We start from the raw sequence: 19,326 nt of genomic DNA, 5'->3' as shown, positions 1-19,326 counted from the left end.
ACACAGCAATAAACCACACGCACGGATACAGATTATGTCGTTAGTCACTAACAAATAGAAAGTGGCGTACTTAAGACCGATTTTAGCTAGTGGCATACGTGCGGCTAGCGAGTGTTTTTTAATTAAGGTAAGGATGTAGAAGTGACCAAAATTATCGTTGTCGGCGGTGGTGCAGGCGGGCTTGAGCTCGCGACCAAGCTAGGCCGCACGTTAGGCCGCAAACGCCGTGCTGAAATCACCCTCGTCGATAAAAACAGTAGCCATTTATGGAAACCCTTGCTGCACGAGGTGGCCACGGGATCGATGGATGAAGGCGTCGATGCATTAAGCTATCGCGCGCATGCTAAAAATCATGGGTTTGATTTCCAAATGGGCACATTGTGGGATATTGATCGCGAACGTAAGGTGATCACCCTCGCGCCCATGTATGACGAGAATAACGAGCTATTAATGCCCGAGCGTGAGCTCGAATATGACACCTTAGTGATGGCGATTGGCTCGACCTCTAATGACTTTAATACCCCTGGCGTGCGTGACAATTGTATTTTCCTGGATAACCCGAAACAGGCACACCGTTTCCGCCGTGAAATGAACAATGAGTTTATGCGCCTGCACGCGAAACACGGTGACGGCAGTGTTGATATTGCCATTGTCGGTGCGGGGGCGACAGGCGTTGAATTGTCGGCTGAGCTGCATAATGCGATTAAAGAGCTGCGCAACTATGGTTTCCGTGACCTCGAGAACTCTAAGTTGAATGTGACCTTGGTTGAAGCAGGCGAGCGAATCCTACCGGCGTTACCGCCACGTATTTCTAGTGCCGCGCATCAAGAGTTATTAAAACTCGGCGTAACAGTAAAAACCAACACCTTTGTGGTAAAAGCTGATGAAGATGGCCTAGAAACCAAATCGGGTGAACGTATCCATGCCGACATTATGGTTTGGGCTGCGGGGATTAAAGCGCCTGATTTCTTGAAAGATATTGCGGGTTTAGAAACCAACCGCATTAATCAGCTTGAGGTGAAGAACACCTTACAAACGACCCGTGACGACGATATTTTTGTGATTGGTGATTGTGCGGCGTGCACGCAGGAAGATGGCAGTAAAGTGCCACCGCGCGCGCAGTCTGCCCATCAAATGGCGAGCCTGTGCTTTAGCAATATTGTTGCGAAAATGAACGGGCGTGAACTTAAACCTTATGTGTTTAAAGATCATGGTTCGCTGGTTTCCTTAAGCCGCTTCTCGACGGTTGGCAGCTTAATGGGGAACCTGACCAAAGGCTCAATGATGATCGAAGGGCGCATCGCGCGTGTGGTTTATATTTCTCTGTATCGCATGCATCAAATTGCGTTGCACGGCTATGTAAAAACCGGCTTGATGATGTTAGTCGGCCGCATTAACCGTGTGTTACGTCCAAGCTTGAAGCTGCACTAAAGTGGGATAACGCGCCTAATCTAAACCGGGGCCTGTCCCCGGTTTTCTTTTTGAAGATGGCGCTTTTGCGATAATTGTTGCTCAATGGCGCGAAAGTCGTCACAATGGCGCCGCAATCAAGATTATTGATATCACTTCTAGAGCAACCCTCCTGAACGCCGAGTTTTCCTCATACAACGATATTGATATTCATGCCCTTAAGCGACGGGTAGGGTGTCTACACGTGGCGACATTTTTTTATTTATTGAGATCAATTGATGAGTTTCTCCTCTTTAGGACTATCTGCACCACTCCTTAAAGCCGTGCAAGAGCAAGGCTATACCATCCCATCACCGATTCAGGCTAAAGCGATTCCGGCAGTAATTGAAGGCCAAGATGTGATGGCTGCCGCGCAAACCGGCACCGGTAAAACCGCTGGGTTTACGTTACCGATTTTAGAACGTTTGCAAGCCGGTAAACGTGCGCGCCCGAATCACGTTCGCACTTTGATTTTAACGCCAACGCGTGAACTCGCCGCACAAGTTCATAAAAACGTTGAACAATACAGTCAGTACACGCCGCTGACCTCGCTGGTGGTGTATGGTGGGGTGAAGATAAACCCGCAAATGATGAAATTGCGTAAAGGGGCCGACGTCCTCGTGGCAACGCCGGGTCGTTTATTGGATCTGTATAACCAAAATGCCGTCAACTTTTCGCAACTTGAAGTGTTGGTGCTGGATGAAGCCGATCGCATGCTGGATATGGGCTTTATTCGTGATATCCGTAAGATTTTGGCCGCTTTGCCTACGAAACGTCAGAATCTATTGTTCTCAGCCACCTTCTCGGATGAGATCCGTCAACTTGCCAAAGGCATGGTCAACAACCCGGTAGAGATTTCGGTTAGCCCTGCTAACCAAGCGGCGACCAGTGTCGAACAGTGCATTTATCCTGTTGATAAAAAGCAAAAAGCACCGATGCTCTTATCGTTAATTGCCGATAACAACTGGCAACAAGTGTTGGTCTTTAGTAAAACCAAGCACGGTGCCAATCGTCTGTCGCGTTATTTAGATGAGTATGGCGTCAGTGCTGCCGCGATTCACGGTAATAAAAGCCAAGGCGCACGTACCAAAGCACTGGAGCAATTCAAAACCGGTGATGTCCGTGTGCTTGTCGCGACCGATATTGCCGCGCGTGGCATCGATATTGCGCAATTACCACAAGTGGTTAACTTTGATTTGCCCCATGTCGCTGAAGATTATGTTCACCGTATTGGACGGACCGGACGGGCCGGCGCTGTGGGTCATGCGATTTCGCTCGTCTGTGCCGACGAAGCTAAAGATCTCTTTGCGATTGAACGTCTAACCAAGCAAGTGTTACCGCGCCTTAGCCTTGAGGGTTTCCCAGTGGCGAATCCACTGCCGGAGTCGCGGTTAGATACGCGACCACTGAAGCCGAAAAAACCGAAGAAGCCAAAGCAGTATCAAGATGGCCAACGTTCGGGCGAAAAAGCACGAGGGCATAAACCGATGAGTAAAAATCGTCGCCATACGGGCAAGCCGGGTGCGAAACCGTCATCCTCATAGTCTGACTGGGGCTGTGAGCATGAAACTAAAAAAGCCGGCTTGATGTGCCGGCTTTTTAATGCGATTTTTTTGATGAGCGGCTTTCAATAAACGGCTTTCAATGAGCGACTGTCGATTAACCGTTATTGACTTTGCGGACCTGAATAATCAATCCCATCATTGGATTATCGAGATAATGTGTTTCACCACTGCGCATACGGCGTTTGTGGGTAAACGCATAAGGCTGCAAGTAGCGTTCAACATGGTATTGTTTTTCTACTTTCTGTAGCCCTGCCACTTGCACATCGTTATTTTGATTCGCGGCAGCATCGGCGCGTTGCAGTGGCATATCAATGATGTCTTCAACTAAAGCGCGACGTTCAGTCGGCTCGCGTAACACCATATCGGCCTCGACATATAAGTAATGCTGAACATAGACACGTAGTGTGCCGTCAAGTTCATACAATCCCTGCGGTGTCGCGGGCTCGGAGACGCTTTGCTCGTCCCAGTCTTTGCGGCTTAAGCCATCGGTAGGGTCGTCAGCGGTCTTCGGCTCAGGTGTTGCTTTGATCGGCGTGCCGTCGGGATTAAAACTTGCGCGATAGTCTTTTCCTGCCATCACTCGCAGTAAAGGCAGTGCCGCTCGACCACTGTCATCTTGGCGCCATGCCACATGAACCATGGGCGTAAAGCCTGCATGGTTTTTTAATTTGTTGTAGGCATCGTTAAGTTGCCATTGGTTAGGTGACAATGGCGTTAACCCGGCGTCTTGTAACGCGCGTTGATTGGTGACTGGCACGCCGCGGCTCACACTGCTCTCGCTGTCTTGCGATGGCCAGTTTTCTTCTACGCTTGCAGGATCTTGGTTGCGCTTAAAAACAATTAATTCGACATCATAAAGCCGTTTAGCCCAGACGGGCTGGCTTAATGACAACAGTAATAACACCACAAGTCCTTTTAGGCCTGCGGCTGAGCGCCAATCTTTCGCGGGACGTTGATGATTTCTCACTGGTTACTCCATTGGTAATGAAAGGCGACGTTGTCAGCCGCCTTTCATTGGGTTTGTTGACGCACTAGGCGACTAACTGATGGCTCGAAAATTGAGTCAACAGCTCATCAATAAAGTTCATCCGCTCGCGTCGGTCGGTGAGCGTTTCGACAAACTTGATCTTAGTTGGCCCGTCAAACTTAAACTTATCTGGGCGCGATTGTAACAGTCCCACTAAAAATCCGGGATCAATTTGCGCGTTTTCATGAAACTCCACTAAGCCACCCCGTTCACTGGCCTCGATCTTCTTCACGCCTAGGCTCGCGGCACGTATTTTCAGTTGCTGAATGTGGAGGAGGTTCTTCGCCGCATCAGGCAGTAATCCAAAGCGGTCAATCAGCTCGACTTGCAGCTCGTTCATGTCGTCGTTGGACTTGGCGCTGGCAATGCGTTTATACATCGATAGGCGCATATTAATGTCCGGAATATAGTCATCCGGTAATAGGGCAGGTAGCCGCAATTCAATGTCGGTCTGTTCATTGAGCAGTGCATCTAGGCTTGGCTCTTTGCCCTCTTTTAAGGCTTCAACCGCTTGCTCTAACATATCCATGTAGAGGGTAAAGCCAATCGATTGAATTTGGCCGCTCTGCTCATCGCCCAATAACTCGCCCGCCCCACGAATTTCCAAATCTTGCGTCGCGAGAGTAAAACCGGCCCCCAAATCTTCCAACGCGGCAATGGCGTCGAGTCGTTTGACCGCATCTTTGGTCATGCGTTTTGGATGTGGCGTGAGCAGATACGCATAGGCTTGGTGGTGTGAGCGTCCAACACGGCCACGCAACTGATGAAGCTGCGCCAAGCCAAAGTGATCGGCGCGATCAATAATAATGGTGTTGGCTGAGGGAATATCGATGCCGGTTTCGATGATGGTGGTACACACCAATACATTGTACTTTTGGTGATAGAAATCACTCATGATTTTTTCTAGCTCACGCTCGCGCATTTGCCCATGCGCCACGGTCACGCGAGCTTCAGGGATCATGTCACTGATTTCATTTGCGGTTTTTTCTATTGTCTCGATATCGTTGTGCAAAAAGTACACTTGCCCCCCGCGCATGATTTCGCGCAAGAGCGATTCTTTGATCAAGTTGTCTTCGCGCTCGCGGACAAAAGTCTTCACCGCTAAGCGTCGTGAGGGCGGGGTCGCAATAATCGACAGATCACGCATGCCACTCATGGCCATATTGAGTGTCCGGGGAATCGGTGTGGCGGTGAGCGTGAGAATATCAACATTGGCACGCATGGCTTTGATTTTCTCTTTTTGACGTACCCCAAAGCGGTGTTCTTCGTCGACAATCAGTAAGCCTAAATCCCGTACTTTGACATCGGATTGCAGTAACTTATGGGTGCCGATCAGTATGTCGACTTTGCCGGCTTCGCAATCGGCCATGATTGCTTTTTGCTCTTTGGCGGATTTAAAACGTGAGAGCACTTCAACCCGCACTGGCAGGTTAGCGAATCGATCGCGGAAGTTTTCAAAGTGCTGTTGCGCGAGCAAGGTGGTTGGCACTAATACAGCAACTTGCTTACTGTTGTTTACGGCGAGGAACGTCGCCCGCATTGCCACTTCCGTTTTGCCGAAGCCAACATCGCCGCAGACCAGGCGATCCATGGCGATCGGGCGGCACATGTCGGATAACACCGCATTAATCGCTTGGGACTGATCTGCGGTTTCTTCAAACGGGAAGGTGGCCCGAAATGTTTGATAGGCCTCTTTGTCGTGAGTAAAGGTAAAGCCTGGCTTGGTTTCGCGTTTGGCATAGACATCCAAAAGCTCTGCGGCGACATCACGGACTTTTTCGGCCGCACGGCGACGGGCTTTTTCCCACGCTTCGCCGCCTAATTTATGGATAGGTGCGGTGTCTTCCGCTCCGCCAGAGTAACGGCTAATTAAATGCAATGCGCCGACAGGCACATACAGTTTGGCTCCTTGCTGGTATTCGAGCGTCATGTATTCGGTTTTTAAGCCGCCGGCCTCTAAGGTCTGCAAACCTTGATAGCGGCCAATACCGTGCTCAAGGTGAACCACTGCTTGTCCCGGTTTGAGCTCTGCCAAGCTGCGGATCACCGCATCATTACTGACGGTTTGTTTGCGTTTTTCGCGTCGGCGTTGTTGCACGGCGCGCTCGCCGAACATGTCACTTTCGCAGATTAGGGCAAATTGGCGCGGGTTATCAATAAAGCCTTGGTCTACCGGACCGATGATTAAACCAAAACGACCGGGTTGTGATAGGGCTTCGGATAAGCCATCTGCGACCATAGGGCGGATTTTCGCTTGGCTAAGTAAATCCAACAATGCTTCGCGTCGACCTTCCGATTCGACCGAGAAAATCACCTTACCGCTATACGCTTCGCTGAATTGACGCAATGCGGCCAACGGCTCTTTCGCTTGGTGGTTAACGGTCAGTGACGGCAGTGGCGAGATATCCAGATTCTCGCGTCCGGCTTTTTCTGTGACGCTGTCACTTTCAAGCTTAAGCCGAGGGTACTGTTTGAGTGTCGAAAACAGGGTGTCTTTGCTCAGCCATAGTGCATCGGGAGGAAGCAGTGGACGCAGCGGATCAACACGGCGTTGATCATAGCGGTTGGCGACATCTGCTTCAAAGTGGCTGATCGCCGCATCGATATCGCCGACCGATAAGATAAGTGTGTTGTCAGGCAAATAATCGAACAAGGTTTCGGTTTGCTCGAAAAATAGCGGCAGCCAATACTCGATCCCCGCTGGCCAGGTTTTTTTGCTGACTTGCTGATAAATCGACTCAGGCTCTCGGCGCGCTTCAAAGTGTTCACGAAAACGGCCGCGAAAGTATTCGACGGCGGCATCATCGGTAGGAAACTCATGAGCCGGCAGTAATTGGATCTGAGTCAGTTCGCCGGTTGAGCGCTGGTTTTCCGGATCAAATTGACGAATGGTATCGACTTCATCATCAAAAAAGTCAATGCGATAGGGTTCGTCACTGCCCATTGGGAATAAATCAAGAATGGAGCCGCGGCTGGCGAATTCACCATGTTCCATCACCTGATCAACATGGCGGTAGCCGGCATCGGTGAGTTGATCACGCAGCTTTTCAAGCGAAAGAATATCGCCTTTTTTCACCATTAACGCATGTTGGTGCAAAAACTGTCTTGGTGTGACGCGTTGCAGTGCCGTACTGGCTGGTGCGATTAATACTCCCGTTTTCTGGTGCGGCAGTTGATACAAKCAAGATAGGCGTGCCGAGATAATGTCTTGGTGGGGCGAAAAACTGTCGTACGGCAGCGTTTCCCAATCCGGAAAAAGATCGCACTCACCTTGGGTGAACTGGCGAATGGCCGGCTGTAATCGCACCGCGGTTTGGTTATCCGGGACCAATAGAAAAACCGGGCCCGCATGCTGTTGGGTTAAGGTTGCAATCGCTAGCGGAAGCGCGGCCCCTGCTAGGTTACCAAGGTGTTTAACGTCGCCGGGGCCCGTGGGCAGAGTGAAAGCGTAGAGCGGTTGTTGGGTCATGAGTTTAACTGCTTGATTGTTTTCGGTCGCGTGCGCGTTTTTTTAAGAGTTTTTGCTGATGATACAACGCGGCACGAATGAGAGTGTCTTGGTCTTCTTCCAATAACCGTGTGTACTGGATTTGGATCAAATAGTGAGGCTGATTGCCATCGTCTTCTTGATGATGCTCGCAATCGGTCACCACGCCGTAGCAATAAATGGCTGTGGGTGGATGATCAAGGAACAGCTTGACGCGCGCATGTACCCCAAGTGCTAACGGCGATGGACTCAGGTACGAAAAACGACTCGCCCCAAAGGTATGGGTGATAAAGCGGTGAGAAGGCTGATCTTCATAGCTGAGCATGTAGCCCATCATCAGTGTGAGCTTTTCGTTTTGAGTCTGCAAAATGCGGAACAATGCTGACGCGTCATTAGGGTCAATCGACTGTAAATCCTTTTCCACGTCAGCATCAAGCTGGCCGCATTGGCTCGCCAAGCGAAATGGCGCGGGGATCTCCGCGATGAAGCCATCCGCGTCCGGTTGCGGTTGATTGTCGGCGAGAGGCTCCACATTTATCCGCATGGCCGCTCGCACAGAGAAGTATTCGTCTTGGCTCATCACTGTGCCTTTACATTGCTGTTGTATTCATGATTATCACGCACCCTTACCGAGAGGTAAAGGTTAGCGATACTTTCTCGCCCTAAAGGCATGGATTTGTATCATCCAGAGGGGGTTAAATGCGGCGGATAACTTGGCGAGCCTGACTTGGACAGGTATGCTTGCAGCGAATCAAAACAATAAGCTAGGTGTGCTATGTATCAACCTTTGTCGGTGTTTATTGGCCTGCGCTATTTGCGTGGCCGTTCAGCCGACCGCTTTGGGCGTTTTGTCTCGTCGATGTCTACCGCGGGGATCGCGATCGGTGTATTGGCGTTGATTACGGTGTCATCGGTGATGAATGGATTTGAAGCCCAACTCAAAGGCCGTATTTTAGGGGTGTTGCCCCATGCGATTATCGCCAATGGCCAGTTAGGATCGACACCATCGACCATAGAGCAGTGGCCGCATGTGGTCGATACCGCGCCGATAAAAACCACCGATGCGGTGATTCAAAGCCGTAATGGCCTCAGTGCCGGTTTACTTGAAGGGATTGATCCGAAGGCGACAGAGCCGCTGGCGTCCCACCTTTTGCAAGGTGAGATGTCGGCACTGCGTCCGGGACGCTATCAAGTGATGATAGGGCGCGCGATGGCATCTGAGTTGCAATTACGGGTCGGAGATTCGGTCCGAGTCATGGTCACCAGTGCTAGTCGTTTTACGCCCATCGGTCGGATCCCTGCGCAACGTTTATTTACCGTAGGTGGGATTTTTCATACTGGCACGGATGTCGATAACCAGTTGATGCTGGCCAATATTGAAGATGTCGCAAAACTGAGTGGTATTTCCCCAAACCAAGCGAACGACTTACGGTTATTTTTAGATGATCCATTTGCGATTACCCAGCTTAAACCCAAGGCCGATCCTGCCATCTGGACCGATTGGCGACGTTGGCGTGGTGAGCTCTTTCAAGCGGTGAAAATGGAAAAAAACATGATGAGTTTGATGCTGAGTCTGATCATTGTGGTGGCGGCATTTAACATCATTTCCGCGCTGATCATGGTGGTGATGGAAAAACAATCCGAGGTCGCGATTTTAAAAACACTGGGCATGAAAGATAGAGACATTGTGGCTGTCTTTATCGCTCAAGGCAGTTTAAGTGGTCTGGTTGGTGCTGCCATTGGGGGCGTGCTTGGTGTATTGATTGCATCATACATCAACGAAATCATGGCGATATTCGGCGTGAGTCTATTGGGTAACGGCTTAGCGTTGCCTGTGGTTGTTAATCCGTTTCAAGTTGCCATGATACTCGGCTTAGCCGTTGTGCTAAGCGTGTTGGCAACCTTATTCCCTGCATTTAAAGCGGCATCTGTTCACCCTGCTGAGGCACTGCGTTATGAGTAAATCTTTGTTGTCCTGCCACCGTGTCAGTAAAACCTATCAAGAAGGTGGGCAATCAACCTGTGTGTTAAACCAGGTGTCAATGACAATAGCCCCGGGCGAGCTGGTGGCGATTGTGGGGTCATCCGGCTCGGGGAAAAGTACGCTATTGCACACGCTTGGTACGCTTGATGCGCCGAGCGAGGGCGATGTTTGGATTGAGGATGCATTGGTGAGTGCGATGTCTGCGTCACAACAGGCGACACTGCGCAATCAAACCTTAGGATTTGTTTATCAGTTTCATCATTTGTTGGCCGACTTCACCGCGCTCGAAAACGTGATGATGCCTTTGCTGATCAACAAAGTTAGTCACAAAGCGGCAGCAAAACAAGCCACTGCGATCTTGAACGCGGTTGGGGTTGGGCATCGACTCAAGCATCGCCCCTCGGAGTTATCGGGGGGTGAGCGCCAACGTGTGGCGATTGCACGTGCCTTAGTCAATGAGCCGAAGTTGGTATTGGCCGACGAACCGACAGGCAATTTGGATCACGCCACGGCGTTAGAGATCTACGATTTGATGCGACAACTGAATGCGAAACATGGCACGGCGTTTTTAGTGGTCACTCATGATAGTGAGCTGGCAGCAAAACTGGATCGCCAAGTGATGATGCAAGATGGCCACTTGGTTGTGCAGGAGGCATCATGAAACCGTTATCCTTGGCGATAGGCCGGCGCTTTAGTCGTGCTCGGCAGCGAAATCGCTTGGTCTCCTTTATTTCTCTTTCCTCGGTCATTGGTATCGCGGTGGGCGTCATGGTGATCATTGTGGGTTTATCGGCCATGAACGGGTTTGAGCGAGAGTTGAATCAACGCGTGCTGTCGGTGGTACCTCATGGGCAGGTGTTTGGGGTCAATGGTCCGATTGAAAACTGGCAACAGGTGCAAGCGCAAAGTGAACGGCACCCACAGGTGGAAGCGGCGGCGCCTTATGTCGAGCTTACGGCATTGATGGAACATGGCACTCGCTTACAGCCCGCACAAATTCGCGCGGTGGATCCCACCTCAGAGCGCACGGTTAGCCGGATTGGTGATTATATCGATGGTGGATGGGAAAGTTTGCCAGCGGGGCAGTCTCGCCTTGTCTTAGGGCAAGGCATTGCTTCTCAGCTCGGTGTTAGCAAGGGTGACTGGATCACGGTCATGGTGCCGGCGACAGACAGTAGCCTTAACCTACGGGCACCGAAGCGGGTGCGAATGCAGGTTGCTGGCCTGTTGCAGTTAGGCGGACAAATCGACCATTCGCTGGCATTAATGCGTCTCCAAGATGCCCAAGCTCTGATGGGAATGGATGAGGCGGTGACCGGCGTCTCGCTTAAGGTTTCGCCGGTACTCGACGCGCGAAAAATCGTACAAGAAGTAGGGCAAACCTTATCTACTTATGTGTACTTAAAAGATTGGACGGGCGATTTCGGGTATTTATATCGCGATATCCAGTTGGTCAGAGCCATTATGTATTTGGTGATGGTGCTGGTGATTGGCGTGGCGTGTTTTAATGTGGTGTCAACCTTGATGATGTCGGTAAAAGATAGAGCTGCGGACATTGCGATTTTACGCACAATGGGCGCGAATGATCGCCTGATTCGACGCATATTTATCTGGTACGGATTGTTCTCTGGGGCGTTAGGCAGCGCAATTGGCAGTGTGTTGGGCGTGGCGATTGCCAGTCATCTCACCGCGATCTTGTCTCAGATTGAGGCTTGGGTCGGGCATCGTTTTTTGTCAGGTGATGTGTATTTTGTCAACTTTCTCCCCAGTGAGTTACATGCCACAGACGTAGTACTTGTTAGTATCACGGCGATACTTCTGAGCTTGCTGGCGGCTTGGTACCCAGCACGTCGTGCTTGCCAGCTTCAACCCGCTGCAGTGCTCAGTGCCAAATAGCGTGAATACCAGATAGCGTGAATACCAGATAGCGTGAATACCAGAGAGCTCTAAAACCAGATAGCTTTAATACAAAATAGCCTTGATACAAGATAGCCTGCATAAAAGACAGCGACAAAAAGAGCCCGTTACGACGGGCTCTTTTTGATCTGTCTCGCTCAAGGGTGTTAACGATTGTATAACGACCAACAGCTATTCCATCTCACTCGCACCTTCTCGGGCTCACTCTTGCGCAAGATGCACCGAGCGCTACGCTACGTGCGCACTAAGATGACGGTTTGGTCGGCTTTGGGAGTACTTGTTTGATTTTCTTAGGCAAGCGAAGTTTGCGCTTTTGCCAGCTTCTCACCACCGAGTAGCGCCAAATACCGCGCACACTGAAATAACCAATCACCGCGAAGACGAGCCCGCTAGTGATACACCCTAATAAAAAAGGTGGGCCAATATGGCTCATTTGCTCGGCAAGGTAATGCCATGAAAGCTCAAAGTGAAAGGGGATAGGTGCCGTATTAAGCATCCAGGTCCCGAGTTTGTAAGCGAGATAAAACATCACCGGCATGGTGATTGGATTGCTTACCCACACCAAAGCCACGGCCAGTGGCAGATTCACGCCGAACATAATGGCCAGGCCAGCGGCCATGATCATTTGGCTAGGAAGCGGGACAAATGCCATAAACAGCCCCACCGCAAAGGCCCCTGATGCCGAGCGCCGGTTAAGGCACCACAGATTGGGATCCTGCAACAGGCTACCAAATACGCGTAGCGCCTTATTGTCGCGCAACGCCTCCCGCTTTGGCATATAGCGTTGAAAAAACTTCTTGGGCATACCTGTTTACATTACCTGGAAATTACGCGATGAAGCTAACCTTTACGATAACCGCGGCACTGACTTTGCTATCACTACCATGGTGGCCTGTATTACCGCCGTTTTGGGTCTGCTCCATTACCTGTATTGTCTTTTTTTTCGGGGTGAAAACACGTTGGTGGTGGCTTGCAGGGAGCGCGCTGGGGCTCACTTGGGCTGTATTATCCGCAAACCTGTATCAAGCCAACGTGATCCACATCATTTCAAACCAAAAGGATACTACAATCACGGGCACTGTGGGCACCCTTTTTAGCGATAAAGCCGGCGCGCAAGCGATTATTTTTGATGTCGATAAAATTAATCAATCGAGATTGGCGCCTTTTCGTTCAGCGCGTGTACGTGTGTACTGGCAATCGGCGCCTTTTCCTAAGCAGGGCGAGCGTTGGCAACTGACTGTACGGCTTAAGCCACCGTATGGCCGACTCAATGAAACCGGCTTTGATGCGGAAAAATATTATGTGGCTCGGCGAATACACGCCAAAGCCAGTTTAAAACAGGCCACACAATTAACCGATACCATTACTTGGCGTCAGCAGCTGCTTGATACCTTAACACCGACTTTATCACCACTTCGGTTTGGTCCTCACCTTTTAGCATTGAGTTTGGGCGAGCGATCGTGGCTGACTGCCGCCCATTGGGACACATTGACACAAAGTGGTTTGGCCCACTTGATGGCGATTTCAGGGTTACACATTGGCTTGGCTTATGGCATGGGGTGGCAACTTGGCCGTTGGGCGCGTGTTTGGCTGCCAGAGCAGCGTTTATTTACATGGTTGCCGCTCTATGTGGCACTCGGTGTCGCGATAGTCTATGCCGCACTAGCGGGATTTGCACTGCCAACCCAACGGGCATTGATTGCGTTGTTATTGGTGTCGGTGGCAAAGCGTCTTGGTGCCAGCGTCTCGCCGCTTAATCTTTTGCAACTCACCGTGTTATTGGTACTTGCGCGTGATCCTTTAGCCGGCTTCTCGGTCAGTTTTTGGTTATCATTTTCAGCGGTCGGTGCCTTATGTCTTGCGCATTATGGCTTTTCGCGCTCTTCCGGTTGGGGACAAGCGCCCCGGCGCTGGCACTGGCTGCGGCCGTTGAAGCAGCTGTTGGTCGTCCAACTTGTACTGCTGATTGGTATGTTACCGCTGCAACTCAGTTTTTTTTCTGGGGTCAGTGCGGCGGCAACGCCTATTAATCTGGTTGCGGTCCCGTGGGTGGGAATGATCACGGTACCGTTAGTTTTTATGGCCCTTTTTTTGTCAACGACTGGATTAGGGGGCGTGTTATGTTGGCAGTGGGCCAATATCAGTCTGATCCCGGTGATGGCACTGGCTGAAAATGCCTCAGCGAGTTGGTTGACTGTACCGGTGGCATCAATCGGATGGGCGTTTACTGTGATAGCGTTAGCGATAGGATTGTATGGTTGGCGGTGCCATCGATGCAGCGGCTTGGTCATTGTGTTTATCGTCGCGTTAATCACCTGGCGCGCGCCGAAAGCGGTGAACTGGCAAGTGGATGTGTTGGATGTTGGCCATGGTCTTGCGGTGCTGGTGAGTAAAAATGGAAAGGCCATCCTTTATGATACCGGCAATCGTTGGCAAGTGGGCGGCATTGCACAGGCGGTCATCGCGCCTATTTTAGAAAGTCGACACATTGAGCGCCTGGACGGTCTTATTCTCAGCCATGGCGACAGTGATCACGATGGCGGTGCCGATTTTATTGTCGCTCAATATTCACCGCGTTGGCGCCGTGCCAGTGAGGTACGCTCTGGCTATAAAACGTGTGTGGCAGGGCAGCGCTGGCAGTGGCAAGGATTAGACTTCGCCGCCTTATGGCCGCCAGAGGCAACGGCACCTGCAGATAATAATGACTCTTGCGTCATACGCATCTCTGACGGGGAATACAGCGTGTTACTGACCGGAGACATTGAGAGAGAGGGAGAAGCAAATTTGCTTGCATCCTTGGGCGATCAAACGCAGCTGGACAGCGATATTATGCTGGTGCCGCACCATGGCAGTCGTTCTTCTTCTTCGCCTTCTTTTATTGGTGCGGTGAATCCTTCTTGGGCGGTGGCATCGACGGGGTTACTCAATCCTTGGCGGTTGCCCGCGCAACAGGTACGGGCCGCCTATGAGCACGCCGATGTGACGTGGTTAGATACCGCAGCCAATGGTCAAGTTCGTTGGCAGCGTGTCGACACGGGTTGGCAGTTAACGTGTTGGCGCCAAGATCGTCGTGCGGCTTGGTATCGTCAGATGTTTAAACGTCGGCCAGTAAATTTGGACGCAGACCGGTAAAAGAGTAGAATGCCGGTCTGTTTTACCCATCAAAACGATTTTAATGAGCGAATATCAAGATAAAACGACCTGGCAGACGTTTAAGCAACTCTGGCCCTATATTGCTAATTACAAACTAGGGTTAATCGTTGCCATTGTCGCCTTGGTAATGAACGCCGCCAGTGACACCCTGATGCTTTCCATGCTCGGCCCACTGCTTGATCAAGGCTTTTCTTACGATGACGTTGAGGGCGATTTCCTTAAATGGATGCCACTTTACCTCGTGATATTAATGTTGGTGCGTGGCTTATCAAGCTTTGTCTCTGCTTATTGCTTATCTTGGGTGTCGGGTAATGTGGTAATGACCATGCGTCGTCGCATGTTTAATCACTTTATGAAAATGCCCGTGAGCTTTTTCGACCAAGAGTCGTCAGGGGCGCTGTTGTCGCGTATTACCTATGACTCCGAACAAGTGGCGTCTGCAACCAGTGGCGCATTAGTGAGCTTGGTGAGAGAGGGCGCATCGATTCTTGGCTTGATGATCTTAATGTTTTGGTCAAGTTGGCAGTTATCCGCCATTCTTTTGGTTATTGCGCCGGTTGTCGCGATTTCCATTCAAGTGGTCTCTAAACGCTTCCGCCGTATTTCGTCGAATATGCAAGATGCAATGGGCTCGGTCACCAGCTCCGCGGAGCAAATGCTCAAAGGCCATAAAGTGGTCTTAAGCTATGGTGGTCAAGACGTCGAGAAAAAACGGTTTGAAAAAGTCAGTAACCGTATGCGTCAGCAAACCATGAAGCTGGTTTCGGCCCAGGCGATTGCCAACCCTGTGATTCAGCTTATCGCGTCAATGGCGCTGGTGGTGGTGCTGATTCTCGCCAACACCGAAGCCATTCGGTCAGAGCTAACGGCAGGGACCTTTGCGGTGGTATTCGGTGCCATGTTCGGTTTGATGCGGCCACTGAAATCGTTAACCAACGTGACGTCGCAATTTCAGCGCGGGATGGCAGCGTGTCATAGCTTGTTTAACTTAATGGAACTTGAGACCGAGAAAGATACCGGCACCCATGAGGCCGAGCAGATTAACGGCGACATTAAAGTTGAAGACGTGGTTTTTACCTATCCATCACGAGAAGCGCCGGCACTGAATCATGTGAGTTTTGAGGTGCCCGCGGGGAAAACGCTGGCACTGGTGGGGCGGTCAGGTTCAGGGAAAAGTACCATTGCCAACCTTTTGACCCGTTTTTACGAGATAGACAGTGGTTCAATTACCTTAGATGGGATGCCGATTGAGCAATATACGTTGAGTAATTTGCGCCAACAGGTTGCGGTGGTGTCGCAAAATGTCCACCTGTTCAACGATACGGTGGCTAACAATATAGCCTACGCCGCGGCCGATCAATATAGCCTCGAGCAAATTAAGCATGCCGCTAAGTTGGCCTACGCAGACGACTTTATTCGCGGTATGGATGAGGGCTACGACACCATGATTGGTGAAAATGGCGTGAGTTTGTCGGGTGGACAGCGTCAGCGTATCGCCATTGCCCGCGCGCTGTTACGTAATGCGCCTGTTTTAATCCTGGATGAAGCAACCTCGGCCCTGGATACAGAGTCAGAGCGCGCGATTCAAGCCGCCTTGGATGAGCTGCAAAAAGACCGCACCGTACTGGTGATTGCTCACCGTCTATCTACCATTGAAGATGCCGATCAAATTTTGGTGGTGGATGAAGGTGAAATTGTTGAGCGAGGTAGCCATCAAGCATTGCTCGCGCACAACGGTGCCTACGCTCAACTCCATCGTATTCAGTTTGGTGACTAAGTATGCTGGATCAACTTTGGTTTGGCCATCAAGGATCCTTTTGGACGGCGCTATTACGGCCGTTTAGTGCTTTATTTGGTTTGATTGCTCGTCATCGGCGCCGTCAATATTTGCGCGGGAAATCGCCCTGTTATCGTGCGCCAGTTCCTGTGGTGGTTGTCGGTAATATCATGGTGGGGGGAAACGGTAAAACTCCCTTCGTGATCTGGCTAGTGGAGCAACTGAAAGCGCAAGGCTATCGTCCAGGCGTGGTCTCCCGTGGATATGGCGGTAAATCAGACCAATACCCGTTACTGTTGACGCAAACGACATCGCCGAGAGCCGCCGGTGATGAGCCGGTATTAATCGCTCGCCGCACTCAGGTACCAGTGTGCGTTGACCCTGACCGCAGTGAAGCAGTGAAGCGCTTATTGCAAGAGGGCGTCGATATCGTGGTGACGGACGATGGCATGCAGCATTACCGTTTAGACCGTGATCTTGAAATCGTGATCATTGATGGTCAGCGCCGCTTTGGTAATGGTCATTACTTACCCCTTGGACCCTTACGTGAATCGGTCGATCGCCTCGACAGTGTCGACATGCTGATTAATAACGGCGGCACCACCCAAGGGCAAGAGTGGCCTATGCATTTGGTGGCCGGGCAAGCCACGAACCTTCGAACCGGTCAGGCTTGCCCTGCATCTATGTTACCGGGTGTGGTTGCCGTGGCAGGGATTGGTCATCCGCCGCGTTTTTTTGCCACGTTGCAACAAATGGGCGTGACGCCTCTGTACAGCCAAGGGATCAATGATCACCAAACCCTCAGCGCTGAGGAACTGGACAGGCTGGCAAAGAAGGGGCAACATTTACTCATGACCGAAAAAGACGCGGTAAAATACCAAGGCATCGCACAAGATAACTGGTGGTATTTGCCGGTAGAAGCGAGTTTGCCGGAGGCTGCGGCCCAGGCTTTACTCGCCAAGATCGAACGTTTGACCAAAAACGCGAACAAATAAAAAAGGAACGCTATGGATCACCGCCTGCTTGAAATCGTGGCCTGCCCATCATGCCAGGGCAAATTGTTTTATAACCGAGATAATAACGAGCTGATTTGTAAATTCGATCGGGTTGCTTATCCTATTGTCGATGGAATTCCGGTACTGCTCGCGTCGGAAGCGCGCGATTTATCCTTGGAAGAGGTGCAAGGATGAGTCCGTTTTATGTGGTGATCCCAGCACGGTTTGGTTCAAGCCGTCTGCCAGGAAAGCCATTGGCTGAGATCGCTGGCAAACCGATGATCCAACATGTGTATGAGCGCGCGCAAGCCGCAGGGGCCAGTAAGGTCATTGTTGCAACAGACGACAAACGCATTGAGACTGCGGTACGTGACTTTGGCGGCGACGTATGCCTAACACGTGCTGACCATGAGTCAGGGACTGAACGCTTGGCGGAAGTGGTGGCACAATACGGTTTTGCTGATGATGACATCATTGTCAACGTGCAAGGCGATGAGCCTTTAATTCCGTCTGCAGTGATTGGGCAAGTGGCGGCGAATTTGAATCAGTACCCGCAAGCCCCGATGGCGACCTTAGCCGTTGCGATTGATGACAGTGAGCAAGTATTCAACCCCAACGTGGTCAAAGTCGTCACGGATCAGCAAGGGTTTGCGTTGTATTTCAGTCGCGCCACGATTCCCTGGGATCGTACTCATTTCGAGGCTGAATCTCCCGATATTCCAGACGCTTTACTCCGTCATGTTGGCATTTATGGCTACCGTGCGGGGTTTATTAGTCGCTACATTCATTGGACGCCAAGTCCGTTGGAAAAGATTGAGTCGCTTGAGCAGCTCAGAGTGCTTTGGCATGGTGAAAAAATTCATGTTGCGGTTGCCGCCGAAACGCCACCGCATGGGGTCGATACCCAGGCTGATCTCGAGGCGGTACGTGCGCATATCGCCGCCAATGGTGCAAGCGAGTGACGTTAACAGCCATCAGGTCGTAATCTCCTCGCTTGTCATGGCAATAAACGATAAAAAAAGCCGCGAATGTTATCGCGGCTTTTTCCTTTTTTACCCGTTACCTTTTCTTGTTATCCGTTGTCTCTTCGCTGTTACTTGGATGCCGGCTGTGCGATCAAATCACGAAGGCGTTGCCAGGCTTGACCGAGCCGCTCGTGCCAATAGCGCTCAAACTGTTCCAAGTATTGGGCGCGAGGGCTGTATTTAATCCATGGCTGTTTGATCTCTTTTTGCGCCATGAAGTTGGTCGGTGCAGGGATGGGATTAAGGCCTGCGCTTTGAAACTCATATACCGCGCGCTCCATATGTGCGGCTGATGTGACTAACACCAGATTACGACTCCCCACCACAGACGCTGCTTGATACGCCTCCTCCCAGGTATCTTTTGCTGTTTCCAGTAACAAGATACTGTTTTTGTTGACCCCCAGCGCCATCGCGACACGTGCCAACATGCGGGCGTGGCTCACCTCATAGCCGTGGTCATAGCCCGATAATATTAGTTTGGATGTCGGATACATCCGGTGAATTCGGATCCCCTCGGTCAGACGCATGAGCGCTGCACGCGAGAGTTCAGACGTTGGTGGTAATGCGTCATCTACCACATGACTGTTTCCAAGTACCATTACAAAGTCCACCGGTTTCTCTGTCGGGAGAAAAGCGGTGTATTGACGCTCAAGAGGGCGAAGTAACCCAGAGGCGACCGGTTGAAACGCAGTGAGAAAAATCCCAGCAAACGCGATGAAAATAACAAAAGATGCCAGCCTTTTACGCTGAGAGAACCAAAGCAGGCATAGCCCGAAAAGACCCAAGAGCAACAGCGCGGGCAAGGGCATTATCAAGGTTGAGATAAGTTTTTTTAATTCAAACATGCAATGTCGCCCGAAATATAGTCAAACGAGGCACAAATAATGCCATAAACCTTTATTAACGTAAGGCTTGTGACAGAATAAGCCTTCATACCACTCAATGAT

At 50.9% G+C, this 19,326-nt stretch carries 15 protein-coding genes; 10 read left to right on the top strand and 5 right to left on the bottom strand.

Going from position 1 to position 19,326, the window contains the following annotated elements:
• The first annotated feature begins 141 nt into the window (after positions 1-141).
• Both BZG76_RS06645 and BZG76_RS06640 read left to right on the top strand, forming a co-directional pair.
• Positions 142-1,431, top strand: a complete 1,290-nt coding sequence (locus BZG76_RS06645) for an NAD(P)/FAD-dependent oxidoreductase (protein ID WP_077460634.1) — start codon at positions 142-144, stop codon at positions 1,429-1,431.
• A gap of 257 nt (positions 1,432-1,688) precedes the next feature.
• Positions 1,689-2,993 (top strand): DEAD/DEAH box helicase, encoded by a 1,305-nt coding sequence (locus BZG76_RS06640; RefSeq protein WP_077460633.1) that lies wholly within the window; start codon positions 1,689-1,691, stop codon positions 2,991-2,993.
• A 115-nt stretch (positions 2,994-3,108) separates the two neighbouring features.
• On the opposite strand, the gene BZG76_RS06635 is transcribed toward BZG76_RS06640, so the two are convergent.
• The 3 genes from BZG76_RS06635 to BZG76_RS06625 all read right to left on the bottom strand — a co-directional run bounded on the left by BZG76_RS06635 (position 3,109) and on the right by BZG76_RS06625 (position 8,108).
• Complete coding sequence (locus BZG76_RS06635) at positions 3,109-3,981, bottom strand: peptidoglycan binding protein CsiV (RefSeq protein WP_077460632.1); 873 nt, start codon at positions 3,979-3,981, stop codon at positions 3,109-3,111.
• Between the two features lie 64 nt (positions 3,982-4,045).
• Positions 4,046-7,510, bottom strand: a complete 3,465-nt coding sequence (mfd, locus tag BZG76_RS06630; RefSeq protein WP_077460631.1) for a transcription-repair coupling factor — start codon at positions 7,508-7,510, stop codon at positions 4,046-4,048.
• A gap of 4 nt (positions 7,511-7,514) precedes the next feature.
• Positions 7,515-8,108 carry a hypothetical protein gene (locus tag BZG76_RS06625; protein ID WP_077460630.1) on the bottom strand — a complete coding sequence of 198 codons (594 nt, stop codon included), beginning with the start codon at positions 8,106-8,108 and terminating at the stop codon, positions 7,515-7,517.
• Positions 8,109-8,303: 195 nt separating this feature from the next.
• Here BZG76_RS06625 and BZG76_RS06620 point away from each other — a divergent pair, with 195 nt between their 5' ends.
• From BZG76_RS06620 to lolE, 3 genes are read left to right on the top strand one after another with little or no spacing between them, the layout of a single operon-like run.
• Positions 8,304-9,491, top strand: a complete 1,188-nt coding sequence (locus BZG76_RS06620) for a lipoprotein-releasing ABC transporter permease subunit (RefSeq protein ID WP_077460629.1) — start codon at positions 8,304-8,306, stop codon at positions 9,489-9,491.
• Positions 9,484-10,173, top strand: coding sequence for a lipoprotein-releasing ABC transporter ATP-binding protein LolD (gene lolD, locus BZG76_RS06615; RefSeq protein WP_021022815.1), 690 nt, complete (start codon positions 9,484-9,486; stop codon positions 10,171-10,173). Before BZG76_RS06620 ends, lolD begins: the two co-directional genes overlap by 8 nt.
• Complete coding sequence (lolE, locus tag BZG76_RS06610) at positions 10,167-11,408, top strand: lipoprotein-releasing ABC transporter permease subunit LolE (protein WP_025744329.1); 1,242 nt, start codon at positions 10,167-10,169, stop codon at positions 11,406-11,408. The genes lolD and lolE overlap by 7 nt, the downstream gene beginning before the upstream one ends.
• A gap of 265 nt (positions 11,409-11,673) precedes the next feature.
• On the opposite strand, the gene BZG76_RS06605 is transcribed toward lolE, so the two are convergent.
• Entirely contained in the window at positions 11,674-12,234 is a 561-nt protein-coding gene (locus BZG76_RS06605) for a DUF2062 domain-containing protein (protein WP_021022813.1), read from the bottom strand.
• 29 nt (positions 12,235-12,263) lie between these two features.
• Between BZG76_RS06605 and BZG76_RS06600 the strand changes: the two genes are divergently transcribed.
• From BZG76_RS06600 to kdsB, 5 genes are read left to right on the top strand one after another with little or no spacing between them, the layout of a single operon-like run.
• Positions 12,264-14,561, top strand: a complete 2,298-nt coding sequence (locus BZG76_RS06600) for a DNA internalization-related competence protein ComEC/Rec2 (RefSeq protein WP_077460628.1) — start codon at positions 12,264-12,266, stop codon at positions 14,559-14,561.
• A 43-nt stretch (positions 14,562-14,604) separates the two neighbouring features.
• Positions 14,605-16,359, top strand: coding sequence for a lipid A ABC transporter ATP-binding protein/permease MsbA (msbA, locus tag BZG76_RS06595; protein WP_077460627.1), 1,755 nt, complete (start codon positions 14,605-14,607; stop codon positions 16,357-16,359).
• A gap of 2 nt (positions 16,360-16,361) precedes the next feature.
• Entirely contained in the window at positions 16,362-17,354 is a 993-nt protein-coding gene (lpxK, locus tag BZG76_RS06590) for a tetraacyldisaccharide 4'-kinase (RefSeq protein ID WP_077460626.1), read from the top strand.
• A gap of 12 nt (positions 17,355-17,366) precedes the next feature.
• Positions 17,367-17,549 (top strand): Trm112 family protein, encoded by a 183-nt coding sequence (locus tag BZG76_RS06585; protein ID WP_077460625.1) that lies wholly within the window; start codon positions 17,367-17,369, stop codon positions 17,547-17,549.
• Positions 17,546-18,316: a 3-deoxy-manno-octulosonate cytidylyltransferase gene (gene kdsB / locus BZG76_RS06580; protein ID WP_077460624.1), complete on the top strand. Its 771-nt coding sequence runs from the start codon at positions 17,546-17,548 to the stop codon at positions 18,314-18,316. Before BZG76_RS06585 ends, kdsB begins: the two co-directional genes overlap by 4 nt.
• A gap of 131 nt (positions 18,317-18,447) precedes the next feature.
• On the opposite strand, the gene elyC is transcribed toward kdsB, so the two are convergent.
• A complete protein-coding gene (elyC, locus tag BZG76_RS06575) occupies positions 18,448-19,224 on the bottom strand; it encodes an envelope biogenesis factor ElyC (RefSeq protein ID WP_021022808.1) in 777 nt (258 codons plus the stop codon).
• Between the last annotated feature and the right edge of the window lie 102 nt (positions 19,225-19,326).

The sequence above is a fragment of the Salinivibrio sp. AR647 genome (assembly GCF_001995415.1).
Classification (GTDB): Bacteria; Pseudomonadota; Gammaproteobacteria; order Enterobacterales; family Vibrionaceae; genus Salinivibrio; species Salinivibrio costicola.
This window is presented reverse-complemented; position numbering and strand designations above follow the sequence as displayed.